This is a genomic window from Pseudomonas sp. NFACC14 (genome assembly GCF_900106885.1).
In the GTDB taxonomy this organism is placed as follows: domain Bacteria; phylum Pseudomonadota; class Gammaproteobacteria; order Pseudomonadales; family Pseudomonadaceae; genus Aquipseudomonas; species Aquipseudomonas fluorescens_AA.
This window is the reverse complement of the sequence record NZ_FNOA01000025.1, coordinates 69,142-89,744: the sequence shown is the minus strand read 5'-3', so window position 1 is coordinate 89,744 and position 20,603 is coordinate 69,142. Positions and strand designations below refer to the sequence as shown.

Genomic DNA, 20,603 nt, shown 5'->3' with positions numbered 1-20,603 from the left:
GACCTGTTCGACGAAAGCACCATCGCCCGTTGGGGCCAGCACTTGCTGCACCTGCTCGACGCCCTGCTCGACGACGCGACGCAGCCACTGGCGACCCTGCCGTTGCTGGATGACGCGCAGCGCCGACAACTGTTGGAAACCTTCAACCCGGCCGGTGCTGCCCTGGACGAAAGCCCGAACCGCTTCCCTCATGTCGTGTTCGAGGCCCAGGCGAACCTCACCCCGGACGCCGTGGCGCTGGTCTGCGCCGGGGAGACCCTGAGCTATGCCGAACTCAACGCCCAGGCCAACCGCGTCGCCCACCGTTTGATCGCACTGGGTGTGCAGCCCGACGACACCGTTGGCCTGTGCGCGCGCCGCAGCCCGCACATGCTGATCGGCCTGCTGGGTATCCTGAAAGCCGGCGCGGCCTATGTGCCGCTCGACCCGCAGTACCCGGCGCAACGGCTGGCCCACATGCTGGCCGACAGCAAGCCGCGGGCCCTGGTCCACCAATCCGGCCTGGACGAGTTACCGGTGCCACAAGGCCTGGCGACGCTGGAACTGGGCAGCGCGACCCTGGCCCAGGCCCCGACCCACAACCCTCAGGTGAAGGGACTGGGTTTCAGTCACCTGGCCTACGTGATCTACACCTCCGGCTCCACCGGTTTGCCCAAAGGGGTGATGGTCGAACATCGCGGCTTGCGCAACCTGCTGGACTGGTACCTCGAGGACCTGGCTTTCCACGCCGGCGACGCGGTGCTGCTGGCGTCCTCCTACAACTTCGACCTGACCCAGAAGAACATCCTCGCACCGCTGATGGTCGGGGCCTCGCTGCACCTGGCCGCCGAACCCTTCAACCCCGGCGCCATCGTCGCCCAGGTCGCCGAGGCCGGGATTACCCACCTCAATATGTCGCCCAGCGCCTTCCACGCACTGGTGGACGCCGACCACGGGCAAGCCCTGGCCTGCCTGAAACGGGTGGTCCTGGGGGGCGAGCCGATCCAGGTCGCGATGCTGGAAAAACTCGCCCAGCCACGGCCGACGGTGATCAACAGCTACGGGCCGACCGAGTGCAGCGACGTGGTCGCCTGGTACACCGCCGACAGTGACCTTGAGACCTACCGGCACCAGTCGATCCCCATTGGCCGGCCAGTCCGCAACCTGCAATTGCATGTGCTGGACGCCCACGGGCAACTGCTGCCAGTGGGTGTGCCCGGCGAGATCCATATCGGCGGTCTCGGTGTGGCCCGCGGTTACCTCAACCTGCCGCAACTCAGCGCCGAACGCTTCATCGCCGACCCGTTCTACGGCAAGGCCGACGCACGCCTGTACAAGACCGGCGACCTCGGCCGCTGGTTGCCTGACGGCACCTTGCAGTACCTGGGGCGCAATGACGATCAGGTGAAGATCCGTGGCCTGCGGGTCGAACTGGGGGAAATCGAAGCCGCCCTCGCCGCACTGGCGGGTGTACGCGAAGCCGCCGTCATCGCTCGCGAGCACTCGTCCGGCCAGCGTCTGGTTGCCTACCTGTGTGGCGAACCGGCCGCCGCCGGGCAATTGCGCACCGAACTGCTCAAGCGCCTGCCCGAGCACATGGTGCCCAGCGCCTTCGTCGTGCTCGACACCTTGCCGCTCACGCCCAATGGCAAGCTCGACCGCCGCGCCCTGCCCGAACCGGACCAGGACGCCTACGCCAGCCGGGCCTTCGAGGCGCCCGAGGGGCGCGTCGAACTGATCATTGCCGGGATCTGGCAAGCCTTGCTGGGAGTCGAGCGCATCGGGCGTCATGACGGCTTCTTCGAGCTGGGCGGCCATTCGCTGCTGGCGGTCAGCCTGATCGAACGCCTGCGCGAACAAGGCTTGCACGCGGATGTCCGGGCGATCTTCAGCAGCACGTCCCTGGCCGAACTCGCCCAAGCCCTGACGAGCGCCCCACAACCGGCGTTCCAGGCACCGGCCAACCGCATTCCGCCCGCGTGCACGGCCCTGACCCCGGACATGTTGCCGCTGGTGGAGCTGACCGCAGGCCAACTCGAACATATCGTCGGCGCCGTCCCTGGCGGTGCCGCGAACATCCAGGACATCTACCCCCTGGCACCGCTGCAACAGGGCATCCTGTTCCATCACCTGCTGGGGCACGAAGGCGACGCCTACCTGGTGCGCTCGATGCTGCAGTTCGACAACCGCCAGCGCCTCGATGCCTTCACCGCCGCCTTGCAGCAGGTGATCGATCGCCACGACATCCTGCGCACCTGCGTGCATTGGGACGGTTTGCCTCAACCGGTGCAGGTCGTACAGCGCCAGGCGCGCTTGCCGGTGCACAGTGTCTCCCTCGACAGCCACAAGGACCCGCTCAGCCAGCTCGAAGCCCTGAGCGATCCGCGGCAACTGCGACTGGATCTGCGCCAGGCACCGCTGATGCGTGCCTGCATCGCCCAGGATCCGCATTCCGAGCGCTGGATGCTGGCGCTGCTCAACCACCACATGGCCAGCGACCACGTGACCTTGGAAATCGTCCTGGAAGAAATCCACGCGATCCTCCATGACCAAGGCGAGCGCCTGGCGACACCGCAACCCTATCGTGACTTCATTGCCCAGGCCCAGGCCGTCCCCGCCGACGTCCACGAAGCCTATTTCAGCCGCCGCCTGGCCGATGTGGATGCACCCACCGCGCCCTTCGATCTGCTGGAGGTACAAGGCGACGGCCGTCACATCGAGGAAGCCAGCGTGACGTTGAGCGTCGAGCTCAACCTGCGTCTGCGGGCCCTGGCCCGGGAGCGGGGCATCACCCCGGCGACGCTGTTCCATGTCGCCTGGGCGCAGGTGCTGGCCCGCTGCACCGGCCGCGATGATGTGGTGTTCGGGACCGTGGTCGCCGGTCGCCTGCAAGGCTCGGCCGGGGCCGAACGGGCCTTGGGCGTGTTCATCAACACGTTGCCAGTGCGTGTGCCACTGACCGCCGGCGCCCAGGAACAGGTGCTGGCCACTCACCGCGACCTGGTCGAACTGCTGACCCACGAACAGGCCTCCCTGGCCCTGGCCCAACGTTGCAGTGGCGTACCCAGTGCCTTGCCGCTGTTCACCACCTTGCTCAACTATCGGCACCAGCGCGACGACAGCCAGCTGCAATGGCCCGGCATGCGCATCCTCGACAGCGCCGAGCGGACCAATTACCCGCTGACCCTGTCGGTCAACGACTACGGCGATTCCCTGGGCCTGGCCGTGCAAAGCGTGCAGGCAGTGGACCCGCAGCGCATCTGCGCCCTGATGCAACGGGCGCTGGAGCAACTGGCCCAGGCCTTGATGTACACGCCTCGGATCCCACTCACGCAACTGGACGTGCTGCCTGCCCAGGAGCGCACCCTGCTGCTGGAAACCTTCAACCAGACCGAGGTGGATTACCCGACTGGCCTGTGCATTCAACAGCTGTTCGAAGAACAGGTTCGCCGTACGCCAAACGCTTGTGCATCGCTCGACGGCCACCAAGCCCTCAGTTATGCCGAGCTCAATGCCCAGGCCAACGGCCTCGCCCAGCAATTGATCGCGGCTGGAGTCTTGCCGGGGGACCTGGTGGCCATCTGCGTCGAACGCGGCGTGGCGATGATCAGTGGCCTGCTGGGCATCCTGAAAGCCGGGGGCGCCTACGTGCCGCTGGACCCGACCTACCCCGCCGAGCGCCTGGCCTCGATTATCGAGGACGCCAGGCCGCGCCTGTTGCTGGCCGACCCGGTCGGTCGCGCGGCCGTGGGCACATTGCAGGAAGGCACTCGCTACCTGGCCATAGAACGGGCGCTGGCGACACCGTCGAACAGCCGCGATCCTCAACCCGATAGCGTCGGCCTGACGCCAGAGCACCTGGCCTATGTGATCTACACCTCCGGCTCCACCGGCAAGCCCAAGGGCGTGATGATCGAGCACCGCAACCTGGTGACCTCGACGCTGGCCCGGGGCACGGTATATGGACCGGCTACCGGCAAGCGCTTCCTGCTCTTGTCGTCGATTGCCTTCGACAGTTCCGTGGCCGGGATCTTCGGTACGCTGGTCAGTGGCGGCACCTTGTGCATCCCGGATGCCGAAACCGCCCGCGACCCCGAGGCCATCGCCCGCTTCATTGGCGAACAGGCCGTCACCTCGCTGCTGTGTGTGCCGTCCCTGGGCCGCCTGGTGCTGGCAAGCCTTGCCAGCGGCAACGGGCATGGCAGCCTGCAAGAGATGATCGTCGCTGGCGAAGCCTGTCCCGCGCAGTTGGTGCAGGCATGTAGCGGGCTGGAACCGGCGATCGCTTTGTACAACGAGTACGGCCCCACCGAAGCCACCGTCTGGACCACGGTGCATCGTTGCACCGCCGCGGACGTGGGCACGGTGCCCATCGGACGGGCAATTCCCAACAGCCGCCTGTACGTGCTCGATGAACAGCGCCAGCCGGTACCGCTCGGCGTGCCGGGCGAACTGTACGTGGGCGGCGCGGGGGTTGCCCGCGGCTACCTGGACCGGGCGGCACTGAACGCCGAACACTTCCTCAGCGACCCGTTCGCCCCGGGCGACGAACCACGGATGTACCGCACCGGCGACCTGGTGCGCCTGCGCGCCGATGGGGTGGTCGAATTCCTCGGGCGTAACGACCAGCAGGTCAAGATCCGCGGTTTCCGTATCGAGCCCGGTGAGATCGAGGCGCTGATGCTGACCCTGCCGGGGGTGCGCGAGGCCGCGGTCATCGCTCGCGAAGACAGCCCTGGGGCGACGCGCCTGGTGGCTTACCTGAGCGTCGAGCCGCACCTGGCTGGCCGTAATGCCAGCAGCACGCTACGGCCTTACCTGACTTCGCAGTTGCCGGACTACATGGTCCCGGCGGCGTTCGTGGTGGTCGAGCGGCTGCCATTGAGCCCCAATGGCAAGCTGGATCGGCGTGCCCTGCCCGCACCCGGCAATGAAGACTTTGCCCGCCGCCAGTACGAAGCGCCCAACGGTGAAACCGAGACGCTGCTGGCACAGCTCTGGGCCGACCTGCTGGGCCTGGAACGCATCGGTCGGCACGACGACTTCTTCGAACTCGGCGGTCACTCGCTGCTGGCGGTGCAAGTCACGCTCCGGGCGCGGGAAATCTTCGGCGTCGAGGTGCCGCTCAGGGGCGTGTTCGAACACCCCTCGCTGCTGGCCCTGGCCGACCTGATCAACACCCTGCAACTGGCGCAGTACGAGTCGGATGAATTGCTCGATCTGCAACAAGAAATGGCTTCGCTGTCTGAAAGCGAACTGCTCGCTATCGTCTCCAAGGATGCTTAATAAATTGAACGAACATAACGATAGTCTCGACCAGTTGAAACGTGCCGCCCTGCTGCGACTGCTCAAGCAGCGTGGCGCGACGCGTGTCATCGAAACCGTTGCCGACGACATGCCCTGCGTCGACCGCACCGCGCCGCTGGCGCTGTCGTTCGCCCAGCAGCGGCTGTGGTTTCTCGACCAGTTGGACCCGACCGCCAGCGCCGCCTATCACATACCTGCCTCGTTGTTGCTGCAAGGTGCACTCGACCAGGCCGCCCTCACGGCGGCCCTCGATCGCCTGGTGGCGCGGCATGAAAGCCTGCGCACCACTTTCCGCCGCGAGGGCGAACAGCCGGTGCAAGTCATCGCCCCGGCCGATTGCGGCTTCAGCCTCGTGACCCATGACCTGCGACACCTGCCCCGGGAGCAGGCCGCAACCGAGGCCGCGCACCTGAGCGAAAACGCCGCCGCGGCGCCGTTCGACCTGCTGCGCGGGCCGCTGATCCGCGGCACCCTGCTCCGCCTGGCGGACGATGAGCACCGGCTGCTGATCACCCAGCACCACATCATCTCCGACGGCTGGTCCATTGGCATCCTGGTCAAGGAATTCGCGAGCTTGTATCAGGCATTCAGCGCGGGGCAGCCTGACCCGCTGCCGCCGCTGACCCGGCAGTACGCCGACTACGCGGCCTGGCAGCGCCAGCACCTGGAAGGCGAGCGCCTGGAGCGCCAAGTGGAATTCTGGCGCGCCCACCTGGCCGGCGCCCCGGCGCTGCTTTCATTGCCGACCGACCGGGCGCGCCCGGCGGTCCAGAGCTACCGCGGCGAAACCCTGGGCTTCGACCTGCCGGCGTCGTTGTCCGCCGCCATCGTCCAGTTCGCCCAGTCCCGCGCCGCGACGCCGTTCATGACCTTGATGGCTGCCTGGGCGGTCTTGCTGGCCCGCATCAGCGGTCAACAGGACCTGGTGATCGGCACCGTCGCCGCCAACCGCGACCGCCACGACGTACAGGCGCTGATCGGGTTCTTCGTCAACACCCTGGCCCTGCGCGTGCGCCTGGAAGCCAACCCGACCCTTGACCAGGTACTGCAGCAGGTCAAGCAATTGATGCTGGAGTCCTCCAGCCAGCAGGACACACCATTCGAACTGGTGGTCGAGGCCCTCAAGCCTGCGCGCAGCGCCAGCTACAGCCCCGTGTTCCAGACCATGCTCTACACCAATGCCGCAGGTGCCGGGGGCCAGTTGCAGTTGCCGGGGCTGAACCTGGAGTTCCTGCCCTCGCGCAAGGACAACACCCAGCACGACCTGTCCCTGCACATCGACGAAGGCGGCCCGAGCCTGTCCTGCAGCCTGTCGTATTCCACCGCGCTGTTCGACGCCGCCACCATCGAACGCCTCGCCGCGCGCTTCGAGCGCCTGTTGCACTGTTTTACCGATGCCCCCGACACCCGTATCGGTGCCCTGGAACTGGACCCGCCCCAAGCCTTGCCCGAGGTCACCGCACAAGTCTCCGGGCCAGGACAGACCCCGCTGTCCTATCACCAGGAGCGGCTGTGGTTCGTCGATACCTTCGAAACCGGCTACCTGTACGACGCCAATCCGGTCTATCACAACATTGCGTTACTGCTGGAGTTGACCGGAGAGATCAATCAACCGGCCCTGCAAACCGCCCTCGACGGCTTGCTGGCCCGCCACGACATCCTGCGCTGCCGGGTATTGAGCGACGGTAGCCGGGCCTGGCAACACTTCGACGGCCCGGCCAGCCTGGTGCTCGAAGTGATCCAGGGCAACCCCGACGACTTGCCGGGCCAGGCCCTGGCCGCGACCCGTCGCCCGTTGAACATGGACGGCGGCAGCCTGGTTCGGGCCAGCCTGGTTCGGGCCAGCGATCAGCATGGGATCCTGGCCATCGCCGTGCACCATCTGCTGGCCGACCGCAGCGCCATACAGTTGCTCAAGCGCGACCTGCTGGCCCTCTACGAAGCCGCCTGCGCCGAGCGCAGCGCCGACCTGCCGGCATTGCCGCTGGGCTATGGCGACTTTGCCGCCTGGCAACGCAACCTGCCGGCCACCGTGCTGGAAAACCTGCGGGCCTATTGGGCCTATCAACTGCGCGGCAAACTGCAAGCCCTGGAGCTGCCCCTGAATCGACCTCGGGCGGCGGTGCATGTATTTGCCGAAGCCACCCACGGTTTCACCCTCGAGCCGGCGCTGGCGCGGCGCCTCGAAGCACTGGCCCGGGAAGTCGGCGTGAGCAGCGACAGCCTGGCCCTGAGCGCATTCACCGCCCTGTTGCGCCGCTACGCCGGCCACGATGAACTGGTGATCGGCACCACGGCCGCCTGCCGTGAACCGGCCCTGCGGGATGTCGTCGGGCCGCTGGACAATCTGCTGGTCATGCGTGGCCTGTGCGACAGCGACACCACTTTGCAACAGCTTTGGGAACAGACCGCCAACAACCTGACCCAGGGCCTGCGCCACCGGCACATGCAGTTCGACCAATTGGTGCTGGCCCTCAACCCGGCCAAGGACATGAGCCGCACCGCGCTGTTCGACGTGCTCTTCAATTTCCAGCGCACCACCGACCACGACACGCTGGTGGCGGGCCTGGCGGTCAATACGCTGGAGACCAACCTGGGTTATGGCAAGAACGACCTGCACCTGCTGATCACGGCCGATGAATCACACTGGGCCGGGCACCTGGCGTACAACGCGGAATTCTTCGACGCCGAATTCATCCAGCAGCTGATGCGCCATTACGTGCGCCTGCTGGAAGCTTTTGTCGAGGATTCGCAGCAGCGGGTCGACGACGTTCCGCTGCTGGATGCCGCCGAACGCCAGCGACAGATCCTCGATTTCAACGACAGCGAAGCGGCCTGGCCCGAGACCCTGACCCTGCATCAGCTCTTCGAAGAACAGGTGCGGCAGTACCCGGACCGCATCGCGGTCAATCTGGGCCTGGAGCGCCTGAGCTATCGACAGCTCAACGAACAGGCCAACCGCCTCGCCCACCGCCTGCGTGCGGCCGGCGTGCAGCCCCAGGAACTGGTGGCCATCGCCCTGGATCGCTCGCTACAGATGATCGTCGCCACCCTGGCGGTGCTCAAGGCCGGCGGTGCCTACGTGCCCATCGATCCGAATTCGCCCCAGGAGCGCATCGCCTATGTGCTGCGCGACAGCGGCGCCCGCAAGGCCATCGCCCGCCAGGACATGAGTCCGGCGTTGCAGGCCCTCGGCATCGAAGTCTTCGATGTCGCCACGGACAGCGGCGTCAGCGCCGCCAACCTGCCCAACTTCAGTGCCGCGGACCACCTCTGCTACGTGATCTACACCTCGGGTTCCACCGGGGAACCCAAGGGTGCGTTGCTCGAACACCGCAACGTCGTGCGCCTGCTGCACAACAATCGATTGGACTTCCAGTTCAGCGCCGACGATGTCTGGTCGCTGTTCCACTCCAATGCCTTCGATTTCTCGGTCTGGGAAATCTTCGGCGCCCTGCTCTACGGCGCGCGCCTGAGCCTGGTGCCCGAAGCCCTGCGCCGCGATCCGGTGGAGCTGCTGGGTTTCCTTGAAAGCGAACAGGTGACGGTGCTGAACCAGACACCGTCGGCGTTCCTGCAACTGAGCGCCGCAGCCCTGGCGACGCCACAGGTGGGCCTGGAACATTTGCGCTATGTGATTTTCGGCGGGGAAAGCCTGGAACTGGGCAAGCTCGACGCCTTCCACCGTGCCTTCGGGCATGTGGCGCTGGTGAACATGTACGGCATCACCGAAACCTGCGTGCACGTGACCTACAAGGCCATTGGCGCGGCGGACATCGCCGCCGGCGTCTCCAATGTCGGGCGGCCGATTCCGACCACCGTGGCCTACGTGCTCGACGCCCGTCAACGGCTGCTACCGGTGGGTGTGGCCGGTGAAATCTGCGTCGGCGGGCTGGGTGTGGGCCGTGGCTACCTGAACCGTCCGGCCCTGAGCGCCGAACGTTTCATTAGCGACCCGTTCCGGCCCGGCGAGCGGTTGTATCGCTCCGGAGACCTGGGCAAGCTGCTGGACAATGGTGAAATCGTTCACCTGGGCCGGATCGACGCCCAAGTGAAGATTCGCGGTTTCCGCATCGAACTGGGGGAGATCGAAGCCAAGCTGCTGGCCTGTGACGGCGTGCGTGAAGCGCGGGTATTGGCCCGCGAGGACGCAAGCCAGGGCAAGCGCCTGATCGCCTACCTGATCCCTGAGACGGGCGCGGTGCTGCAAGTGGCGGCATTGCGCAAGCAGTTGGGGGCGACCCTGCCCGACTACATGATTCCGAGTGCCTTTGTCAGTCTGCCGGCCTACCCGCTCACCGCCAACGGCAAGCTGGACCAGGACGCACTGCCGGCACCGGACCTGGACGCCATGTCCGAGCGCGGTTATGCCGCGCCCGAAGGTGCCGTCGAAGTGGCCCTGGCGCAGATTTTCCAGGAGTTGCTGGGTCTGGAACGCGTGGGCCGCAGTGACAGTTTCTTTGAATTAGGCGGGCACTCGCTGCTGGCCGCGCAACTGGTTTCCCGGGTGCGGCAGCAGTTGGGCGGCGAACTCATGCTGCGCGAACTGTTCAGTCATCCCACCGTGGAGGAACTGGCGCGGGTCGTCGGCGACCTGCAGACCGTCAGCACCGAGACCATCGGCATCGCCGACCGCAACGCACCGTTGGCGCTGTCCTTTTCCCAGCAACGCCTGTGGTTTCTCGACCAACTCGATGCAAACGCCAGCACCGCTTACCACATGCCCGCGTCCTTGCTGCTGCGCGGCGATCTCGACCACGCCGTGCTCAAGGCTGTCCTCGACCGCTTGGTGGCGCGTCACGAAAGCCTGCGGACCACCTTCGATCGTCATGGCGAACAACCGGTGCAGATTATCGCCCCCGCAGACTGCGGCTTTGCCTTGGCCGAGCAGGATTTGCGCAGCCTGCCTTACGAGCAGGCCAGCATCAGCGCCTCTCGCATCGCCGACAGCGAGGCCACGGCGCCGTTCGATCTGCGCCAGGGACCGCTGATTCGTGGGCGTCTGTTGCGCCTGGCCGACGACGAACACATGCTGCTCATCACCCAGCATCACATCATCTCCGACGGCTGGTCGGTGGGTGTCCTGGTCAAGGAGTTCGCCGCTCTTTATCGAGCCTTCAGTCAACACCAGGCCGATCCGCTGCCCGCGCTGTCGGTTCAATATGCCGACTACGCCGCCTGGCAGCGCCAGGTCCTCGACAGCGAACGCCTGAGCCACCAGGCCGACTTCTGGCGTGAGCAGCTTGGCGGCGCGCCGGCGCTGTTGTCCTTGCCCACCGATCGCCCCCGCCCGGCGGTACAAAGCTACCGGGGTGGCGACGTCAGGGTGAACATCGCTGCGCCGTTGCGCGAACGCCTGGAACGTTTTTGCCAGGCACACAACGTCACCCTGTTCATGGCGTTGCTCAGTGCCTGGTCGGTGCTCATGGCACGCCTGGGCAACGAACCAGACGTCGTGATCGGCGTACCGACGGCCAACCGTGGCCGTACCGAAACCGAAAACCTGATCGGCTTCTTCGTCAACACCCTGGCCCTGCGGGTAGACCTTGGGCAAAACCCGAGCGTGGCGCAGTTGCTGGAGCAGATCAAACACACCACCCTGGCGGCCCACGAACATCAGGACATTCCTTTCGAGCAAGTCATCGAAGCCTTGCAACCACCGCGTTCCCTGAGCCACAACCCGCTGTGCCAGGTCGCCCTGTCGCTCAACAATACCCCTGGCGGCGTTGAACTGAGCCTGCCCGGCCTGACCCTGGTCCCCGTGGCCCAGGCCCATGAAACCTCGCAGTTCGACCTGATGCTGACACTGGACGATGACGGCGGCACGCTGGGCGGCGTGATCGAATACGCCAGCGACCTGTTCGACCATCGCACCGTGGAACGCTTCGCCCAGCACTTCCAGACCCTGCTTGAAGCCATGATCGAGGACCCCGCGCAGCCGGTGCTCGCCCTTCCGTTGCTCACCCCGGCACAGCGCCAGGCCTCGCCAGCCACGCTGCCGCCCAAAGCCGTGTTCGCGGCGCAACTGCTGATTCATCAGCGCTTCGAACAGGTCGCCGCCGCCCAGCCCCACGCCACCGCCCTGGTCCTGGGCGAACGCGAACTGAGCTATCAGGCACTCAACCGCCGCGCCAACCGCATCGCCCGTGAACTGCTCGCCCAAGGCGTACGGCCCGATGACCGGGTAGCGATCCTGGCCCGCCGCGGGGTGGAAATGGTCTGCGCCGTACTGGCCGTGCTCAAGGCCGGTGCCGCCTACGTGCCACTGGATCCGGCCTACCCCAGCGAACGCCTCGGCTACCTGCTCGACGACAGCACCCCGGTGGCCTTGCTGGCCCAGCCTGACTGCCTCGCCGTGCTGCCCGAGCATGCCGTGCCGGTGGTGCACCTCAAGGATTACGTCGCCGCAGACGACCTGACGGACGTGTCCCTGGACCACAACCTCGAAGCCAGGGCGCTGGGCCTGACGCCGCGGCACCTGGCCTACGTCATCTACACCTCGGGGTCCACCGGGCTGCCCAAGGGCGTGCTGGTGGAACACGGCAATGTCGCACGGCTGTTCGATGCCACCGCCGGGTTGTTCGACTTCGACCAAAACGACGTGTGGACGCTGTTTCACTCCTTCGCCTTCGACTTCTCGGTCTGGGAAATCTGGGGCGCCTTGAGTTACGGCGGCAAGTTGGTGATCGTCCCGAGCGACGTGGCCCGTTCCCCCGATGATTTCTATGCCCTGGTCTGCCAGCAGCGCGTCACGATCCTGAACCAGACGCCGAGCGCCTTCCGCCAGTTCATCGAGGCCCGCGAGCGCAGCGACCAGGAGCATACCCTGCGCGAAGTGATCTTCGGCGGCGAGGCGCTGGATTTCCGCAGCCTGCGCCCCTGGACCGCACGCACAACGTTGGCGCGTACCCGTCTGGTCAACATGTACGGGATCACCGAAATCACCGTACACGCCACTTACTACCCGATCAGCCAGGTGGAAATCGACACCGGCGCGCCAAGCCTGATCGGCCCGCCACTGCCGGACCTGTGCCTGCGTATTCTCGACGAGTACCGGCAACCGGTGCCGGTGGGGGTCAACGGCGAGATCTACATCGGCGGTGCCGGTGTGGCCCGGCATTACCTCAATCGCGAGGCGCTGAATGCCGAACGATTCATCCCCGATCCGTTCGCCATGGAACCCGGCGCAAGGTTGTATCGCACCGGCGACATCGCTCGCTACCGCGCCGATGGCGGCGTGGTCTACGTGGGCCGCAACGACTCGCAGATCAAGATCCGCGGCTTCCGTATCGAGCTGGGGGAAATCGAAGCGCAACTGCTCGATTGCGCCGATGTCCGCGAGGCGCTGGTGATCGTGCGTGAAGACCGCCCCGGCGACAAACGCCTGGTGGCCTACCTGATCGCCCATGAAGGGACTGCCCCGGACTCCTCGGCCTTGCGCAGCCAGCTGGCCAGCGTACTGGCCGAACATATGGTGCCCAGTGCTTTCGTGACCCTGGAGGCCTGGCCACTGACCACCAACGGCAAGCTCGACCGCGCGGCTCTGCCGGCACCGGACTTGGCTGCCACCGCGAGCCAGCACTACGAAGCACCGCTGGGGGAAATCGAAATGACCCTGGCCAGCGCCTGGCAGACGTTGCTCGGGGTTGAACGAGTGGGCCGTCAGGATCACTTCTTCGAACTCGGCGGCCACTCGTTCCTGGTCATCAGCCTGATCGAACACCTGCGTCAGGCGGGTCTGCAACTGGATGTGCGCACGGTCTTCTCGGCGCCGACACTCCAAGCCATGGCCGCCGTCCTCGCCGGTGGCGGCACCACCCAACAGGTGGTCCCCGCGAACCTGATCCCCGCCGATTGCACGGCGATCGTCCCACAGATGTTGCCGCTGGTGACCCTGAGCCAACAGGAAATCGAGCAAATCGTCGCCGACGTCCCCGGTGGCGCCGGCAATGTGCAAGACATCTACCCCCTGTCATCGTTGCAGGAAGGCATTCTGTTCCACCACTTGTTGCAGGCCGAAGGCGACGCCTACCTGATGCGTACCGTGGTGACGTTCGATCGCCGCCAGGTGCTCGACGACTTCCTGGCCGCCGTACAGGTGGTGATCGACCGCCACGACATCCTGCGTACCGCGTTGCGCTGGCATGGCTTGTCGCAGCCGGTGCAGGTCGTTCATCGCCAGGCGCAACTGCCCGTCATGACCTTGGACTGCTTGCCCGGCGAAGACGCCTTGCAGGTTCTCCGGGACCATACGGACACGCATCATCTGCGACTGGACCTGCAACGGGCCCCGTTGATCGCGGCGTACGTCACCTACGACGAACCCCGGGCACAATGGCTGCTGGCATTGCTCGACCATCACCTGATCAGCGATAACGTGACCCTGCGCCTGATCATGCTGGAGATCCAGGCTGTGATGGCCGGCCAGGCCGAGAGCCTGCCACCCTCCCAACCGTACCGTAACTTCATCGCCCGGGCCGCCAGCGTGCCCCAGGCCGACCACGAAGCCTACTTCCGTCACTTGCTGGCCGATGTGGATGCCACCACCGCGCCTTATGGTGTGCTCGATGTACGGGGCAACGGTGCGGGGATCAAGCGTGCGGTGAAACATTTGAGCGACGATCTCAGCGCCCAGGTGTATCGAACCGCACGCACTCAAGGGGTCCCGACCTCGGTGCTGTTCCATGCGGCCTGGGGCCTGGTCGTCGCGGCCACCAGCGGGCGCGACGACGGGATTTTCGGCACAGTGTTGTCGGGGCGTTCCCAAGGCACCGCCGGGGCCGACCATGCACTGGGGATGTTCATCAACACCTTGCCGATGCGCATTCGCTTGCAGCAGAACACCGTCAGCGACATTGTCCGCGACGCCTATCAGCAACTCAGTGAGCTACTGACCCACGAACAGGCGTCCCTGGCCCTGGCCCAGCGTTGCAGTGCCGTGGATACGTCGCTGCCACTGTTCACCGTGATCCTCAACTGCCGCCATGGCGACCTGGTGAACGCGTCCGGGGAAAACGTCGCAGACATGGGCAGCCACGAAGGCATGCATTTCATCGCCTCCGAAACCCGTACCAACTACCCCATTGAAATTGCCGTGGCGAATGTGGGCAGCGGCTTCTCCCTGACCGCCCAATCCATCACCGGCATCGACCCGCAACGCATCGCCGCCTACCTCGCCCAAGCCGTGGCCGCGCTGGTCGAAGCCCTTGAACAAGCCCCCGAACGCCTCGCCAGCGATCTGGACGTGCTCCCCGACACCGAGCGGCAATTGCTGCTGGCGGACTTCAACCGCACCGCCACGGATTTCGGCGCGGCGCAACCGATCCAGCACCTGTTCGAAGCCCAGGTCCAGGCCAACCCCGACGCCGTGGCCCTGGTCTGCGAAAATCAACAACTGACCTACCGCCAGCTCAACCGTCGCGGTTTGGTTGAGTTGCTCGAACTGGGCGTCGAACCCGATCAGCGCGTGGCGATCTGTGCCGAACGCAGCCTGGACATGATCGTCGGCCTGCTCGGCGTGCTCAAGGCCGGCGCCGCCTACGTGCCCATCGACCCGGCCCACCCCGCGGAGCGCATGGCCTTCATGCTCCAGGACAGCCAGCCTCGGGCCTTGCTGACCCAGGCGGCCCTTGCCCTGCCGTCCGGCGAGCTGCCGCTGCTCTTGCTCGACACGAGCGATTCGCGGCGAGCGGCGGATGACGCGGCTTTTGATGCCAACCCGCAGGTGCCCGGCCTGACGCCTGAGCACCTGGCCTATGTGATCTACACCTCCGGCTCCACCGGCCAGTCCAAGGGCGTGATGGTCGAGCACCGTTCGGTGTTCAACTTCTGGCAGGTGCTCACCCGCACCACCCACCAGCATTGCCCAAGCCCGGCCACCGTGGCGCTGAATGCCGGGTTCTTCTTCGACATGTCGATCAAAGGCATCTCCCAGCTGTTCTCCGGCCATCGGCTGGTGATCATCCCGCAACTGATCCGCGCCAGCGGCCACGAACTGCTCGACTTCCTCGAACAGCACCAGGTGCACGCCTTCGATTCCACGCCATCGCAGCTCGACACCCTGCTCGCCGCCGGCCTGCTGGAACGCAGCAGCTACCAGCCGGTGAGCGTGCTGCTCGGTGGCGAGGCCATCAATGCCGCGACCTGGGCGAAGTTGCGCGACTGCCCGAGCATCCGTTTCTACAACATGTACGGCCCCACCGAATGCACGGTGGACGCCACCATCGACCTGATCCGTGACCTGGGCGAGCGTCCGAGCATTGGCCGGCCGATTGCCAACGTCCAGGTGCACGTGCTGGATGCGCGAGGTGAACCGGCACCGTTGGGCGTGGCCGGTGAGCTGCACATCGGCGGCGCCGGCGTGGCCCGGGGTTACCTGAACCGGCCGGAGCTGAGCGCTGAACGCTTTATTACAGACCCGTTCAGCACCGAGCCGAACGCACGCCTGTACAAGACCGGCGACCTCGGTCGCTGGCTGGCCGACGATACGCTGGAGTACCTGGGGCGCAATGACTTCCAGGTGAAGATCCGTGGGTTCCGTATCGAGTTGGGCGAGATTGAGAATCTCCTGGTAGCTTATCCAGGTATCCGCGAGGCCGTGGTCATTGCGCGGGAAGACAGCCAGGGCGATTCGGACAGCAAGCGCCTGGTCGCCTATGTCTGCGGCGAGCCGGTCCTGGCCGAGCAACTGCGCAGCACCCTGCTCAAGCACCTGCCCGAATACATGGTACCCAGCGCGTTCGTGCACCTTGATGCCCTGCCCCTCACCGCCAACGGCAAGCTCGACCGTCGCGCCCTGCCGGCGCCCGGCCAGGAAGCCCTGGCCAGCAAAACCTACGAGGCGCCCCAGGGCGACACTGAAATCGCCATCGCCGAGATCTGGAAAGGATTGCTGCATCTGGATCAGGTCGGCCGTCACGACGGCTTCCTCGAACTGGGCGGCCATTCGCTGCTCGCCGTGCAGTTGCTCTCGCGGCTGCGACGCAAGCTGGGTGCACGGGTGACCTTGCGCGAACTGTTCGACGCGCCGACGGTGCGTGGCCTCGCCGCCCTGGTGCACGGCGCATCGCCAACTGAATCGGTCTCGATTCCATTGGCCAATCGCGCGGGACGACTGCCGTTGTCCTTTTCGCAACAGCGGTTGTGGTTCCTCGATCATCTGGACCACGCGGCCGGTGCGGCCTATCACCTGCCATTGGCCTTGAGCCTGAAAGGGATGCTGGACAAAGCTGCGCTGCAAGCGACCCTCGACCGCCTGGTGGCGCGCCACGAAACCTTGCGCACGCGATTCGAATTGGTGGACGACGAGCCACTGCAAAAAATCGCCCCGGCCGACTACGGTTTCCGCCTGGAGCAGCAGGACCTGCGTGCAATGGCCCCCGCTGAACGCCAGGCCACGCTCGAGCACCTCGGCCAGATCAACGCCACGCAGTTGTTCGACTTGCACAGCGGGCCACTGATGCGCGGCCACCTGGTGCAAGTGGCCGATGACGAACATGTGCTGTTCATCACCCTGCATCACATCGTTTCCGATGGCTGGTCCAACAGCGTGCTGGCTCGCGAGGTCAGCGTGCTCTACAACGCCTTCACTCAAGGCCAGAAAGACCCGTTGCCGCCCCTGGCGCTGCAATACGTGGACTATGCCGCCTGGCAGCGACAATCCCTTGAAGGCCCGGCGCTGCAAACGCAGATCGACTTCTGGCGGCAACACCTGGAAGGTGCGCCCGTGCTGCTGAACCTGCCGCTGGATCGTCCGCGCCCGGCGATACAGCGGTATACCGGTGGCATCATCGAGTGCAGCTTTTCGCCCGCCCTCAGCGCCGATCTGCGTGCGTTCAGCCAAGCCCGGGGCACCACCTTGTTCATGGTGCTGCTGGCGGGCTGGTCAGTGTTGATGAGCCATCTGAGCGGCCAGGCAGATGTAGTGGTCGGCACGCCGGTGGCCAACCGTCAGCGTCCGGAGCTGGAAGCGTTGATCGGTTTCTTCGCCAACACCCTGGCGTTGAGAGTCTCCACCGAGCGTGAGACCCGCATCGACGAGCTGCTGGGGAAAATCAAGGACCTGACCCTGGCCGCCTACAATCACCAGGACCTGCCCTTCGAACAGGTAGTGAGCGCCCTGCAACCGACTCGCAGCATGAGCCACAGCCCGCTGTTCCAGGTGATGCTGAGCCTGGACAACACGCCACCGGCACCGTTGCAGTTGCCCGGGCTCGAGGTGCAAACCCTGGCAAGCCCCCACAACACCACGCAGTTCGACCTGTCGCTGTCGCTGATCGACAATGGCGAACGCATCGCTGGCAGCCTGCAATACGCCAACGACCTGTTCGACACGCACACCGTGCAGAACATCGCCGGATTGTTTGCCAAGGTCCTGGAAAACCTGGTGACCGACGCACAGCAATCCATCGGCCAATTGTTGCAGGACATGCCGCCGCTGGAGCGCTCGGCCACTGCCGTCGTCCAGCCCGTCATCGCAGAAAACGGTCCCGTGCCGTTGCCTTATGAAGCGCCTCAAGGGGATACCGAGATCGCCATCGCGGCCCTCTGGCAGGACCTGTTCAAACAGGAACGGATCAGCCGCCACGACGACTTCTTCAGCCTCGGTGGCATTTCGCTGATGGCGGTGCAAATGGCCTCTCGCCTGCGCAAAGTCCTCGGGAAACCGATCGCCGTGCGTGACCTGTTCGTCGAGCCGACCATCGCCGGTTTCGCCAGGACCCTCGATGGCCAGTCCCGGCCCGGCGTCCAGCGCAATCTGGTGCCGATCCGCCGCACCGGCTCCCAGCGACCGCTGTATCTGGTCCATCCCCTGGGCGGTGAGGTGCAATATGCGCGGGACCTGGCGCCCACGCTCGATCCCCAGATACCGGTCTATGGCTTGGCCGCCAGTGGCTTGGCGGCGGGCGAGGCCCCGCTGTCCGATGTGCCGGCCATTGCAACGCGTTACCTGACGGCCATCCGCCAGGTCCAGCCGCAAGGTCCGTACCGGATCGCCGGTTGGTCGGCCGGTGGCCTGATCGCCTATGAAATGGCGCGCCAACTGCAGGCCGGCGGTGAGGCCATAGAGTTCCTCGGCATCATCGATACGTCGACCCGTCCGGACCCGCTGCCCGAGTCATCGATCAGTGAAGCGCAGTTCCTGATGGCCTGGCTACCCGAGGGGATCGACCCTGATCTGCTCCGGCAACTGACGGCGCTGGCGGAAGACTCTGCCATCGAGGCGATGCTGACACTGTGCATGACCCATCGCCTGCTACCGGAGGAGTTGCCCGATGACATCGACGCTGCCCTGCTGCGCACGCACTTGGGCGTCGCCTATGCCACGCGGCTGGCCATCGGCAGCTACGTCAGCCCGCCCAGCCCGCTCACGGTGTCGTTGTTCACCGCGAAGGATCAGCAACGCAGCGACCCGACCCTGGGCTGGCGTGCGTTGCTGCAGGATCAGGTGAACGTGACGGCCCTGCCCGGCACCCACAACACACTGGTCAAGGCGCCCCACGTGGCCCGGCTGGGCGAGGCGATTTCCCAGGCCTTGAAAACCGCCACGCTGTCATGACAGCCCCGGGCTGTCCCGCGAGCGATTCGCTGGGCAGCCCGAGGTGTGGAGGCTGATCCATCGTCATCGCGAGCAAGCTCGCTCCCACAAGGGGCCTGTGGTGAATGCAGACTTCATGACACCTTGGTTTCCTGTGGTGAATGCAGACTTAATGAACACCCCGGATCCCTGTGGGAGCGAGCTTGCTCGCGATGACGGCGGCACAGCCAACATCGGCACACACTGCCCCACCGCTTCGCGAGCAAGCCCCCACAGGTTTCATCCCTGATCTGCGGGCCGGAATGTCCCCGTTTTCCGCTACAGACGTTTCCTACCCGCAACCGCTTAAATACCCCCTCAAGCTGAATCGTTTTTTGTGGATGGAGTCCACAGGCGATGTCCGGTCGGCCGCCGATCAGGACTGTCACCCACCGCACGATCACTCTAAAAGGGAGCCTTATGCATGTGATCATTACGGCCATCGGCTCAGCCGGTGACGTTCACCCATTTATCGGGATCGGCCGTACCCTCGCCGCACGCGGGCATCGGATAACCTTTTGCGCCAGCGCGGTGTTCGCTCCGGTGATCGAGCGCTGTGGCTTCAAGTTCCTGCCCTTGGGTACCCGCGAGGAATATCAAGCGGTCATGGCTGACCCGGCGTTGTGGCATCCGCGCACGTCACTGCCCACCCTATGGAAAACCGTCGGTGGCACGTTGCGCGAACAGTATCGGCTACTGGAACAAGCCTGTGACGACGACACCATCCTGCTCGGCTCGTTGTGGGCGTTTTCCGCGCGGCTGCTACAGGAAAGACACGGCATCCCACTGGTCACTGGCCAGGTCACACCCTTCGCCATCTGGTCGCCCCTCGCGCGCCCCGTCCATCCGCCTGGAACGAACCTGCCGGCCTTCGTACCGTATCCCTTGCGACGCCTGCTGCTGGGGGTCATCGAGCACACCTTCCTCGATCGGCTCATGAAGCCTGAGCTCAACGGTTTTCGCCGGGAACTGGGCTTGCCTGCGGTCAAACGCATCATCAGCCAGTGGATTTCCTCGCCCGACCGGGTATTGGGGTTGTTTCCGGACTGGTTCGCCCCGATCCAACAGGACTGGCCTGCCCAGACGGTACTGACCGGGTTCCCGTTATTCGATGAATCCGGTTTCGAGGCGCCAGACGCCGAGCTGGAGGACTTTTTGAATGCATCCCCACCGGTGGTGTTCACCCCGGGCTCGACGACGGTCAATGCCGAACAGTACTTCGCCGCGGCGGCGAAAGCACTGAAGTTGATCGACCGCCGCGGCGTGTTCCTGACCCGCCAGCCGGTCGACCCGTCGTTGTCCAGCGACGGCAGGATCCTGGTCAGGCCTTATGTTCCCATGAGCCGCATCCTGCCCCATACCTCGGCCCTGGTGCATCACGGAGGCGTCGGGACCACGGCCCTGGCAATCGCCGCCGGAGTGCCACAGATCACCACCCCATTTGCCCACGACCATTTCGACAACGCCGCGCGAATGCAACGCCTGGGGTGCGGCTTGCAGGTGTCCACGCCGGCCTCCGCCGAGGCACTGGCCTCGGCCCTGGACACGGTGCTGAACAGTGCTGACGTGCGCGCCAGTTGTGAGCGCTACAGCAAGGCGATGGCCAGTGGTGACAGCGCCCGCGAAGCGGCAGCGCTGCAAATCGAGGCAATCGCCCGCAGAGCCGCGACGTATCGCGTCGCGTAATCACGGATTGATTGGCGACTGACGCAGCGCTGCCATTGGCCCGGCCAGAAGGCAT

At 65.5% G+C, this 20,603-nt stretch carries 3 protein-coding genes; all 3 read left to right on the top strand.

Annotated features, from left to right (window positions below; translation table 11 throughout):
• On the top strand, nucleotides 1-5,265 hold a 5,265-nt coding region (locus BLU85_RS26110), incomplete at its 5' end, for a non-ribosomal peptide synthetase (RefSeq protein ID WP_139208034.1).
• 4 nt (nucleotides 5,266-5,269) lie between these two features.
• On the top strand, nucleotides 5,270-18,844 hold the full coding sequence (locus BLU85_RS26105; RefSeq protein WP_092290064.1) for a non-ribosomal peptide synthetase: 13,575 nt from the start codon (nucleotides 5,270-5,272) through the stop codon (nucleotides 18,842-18,844).
• Between the two features lie 438 nt (nucleotides 18,845-19,282).
• A complete protein-coding gene (locus tag BLU85_RS26100) occupies nucleotides 19,283-20,548 on the top strand; it encodes a glycosyltransferase (protein ID WP_170847654.1) in 1,266 nt (421 codons plus the stop codon).
• The last annotated feature ends 55 nt before the right edge of the window (nucleotides 20,549-20,603 follow it).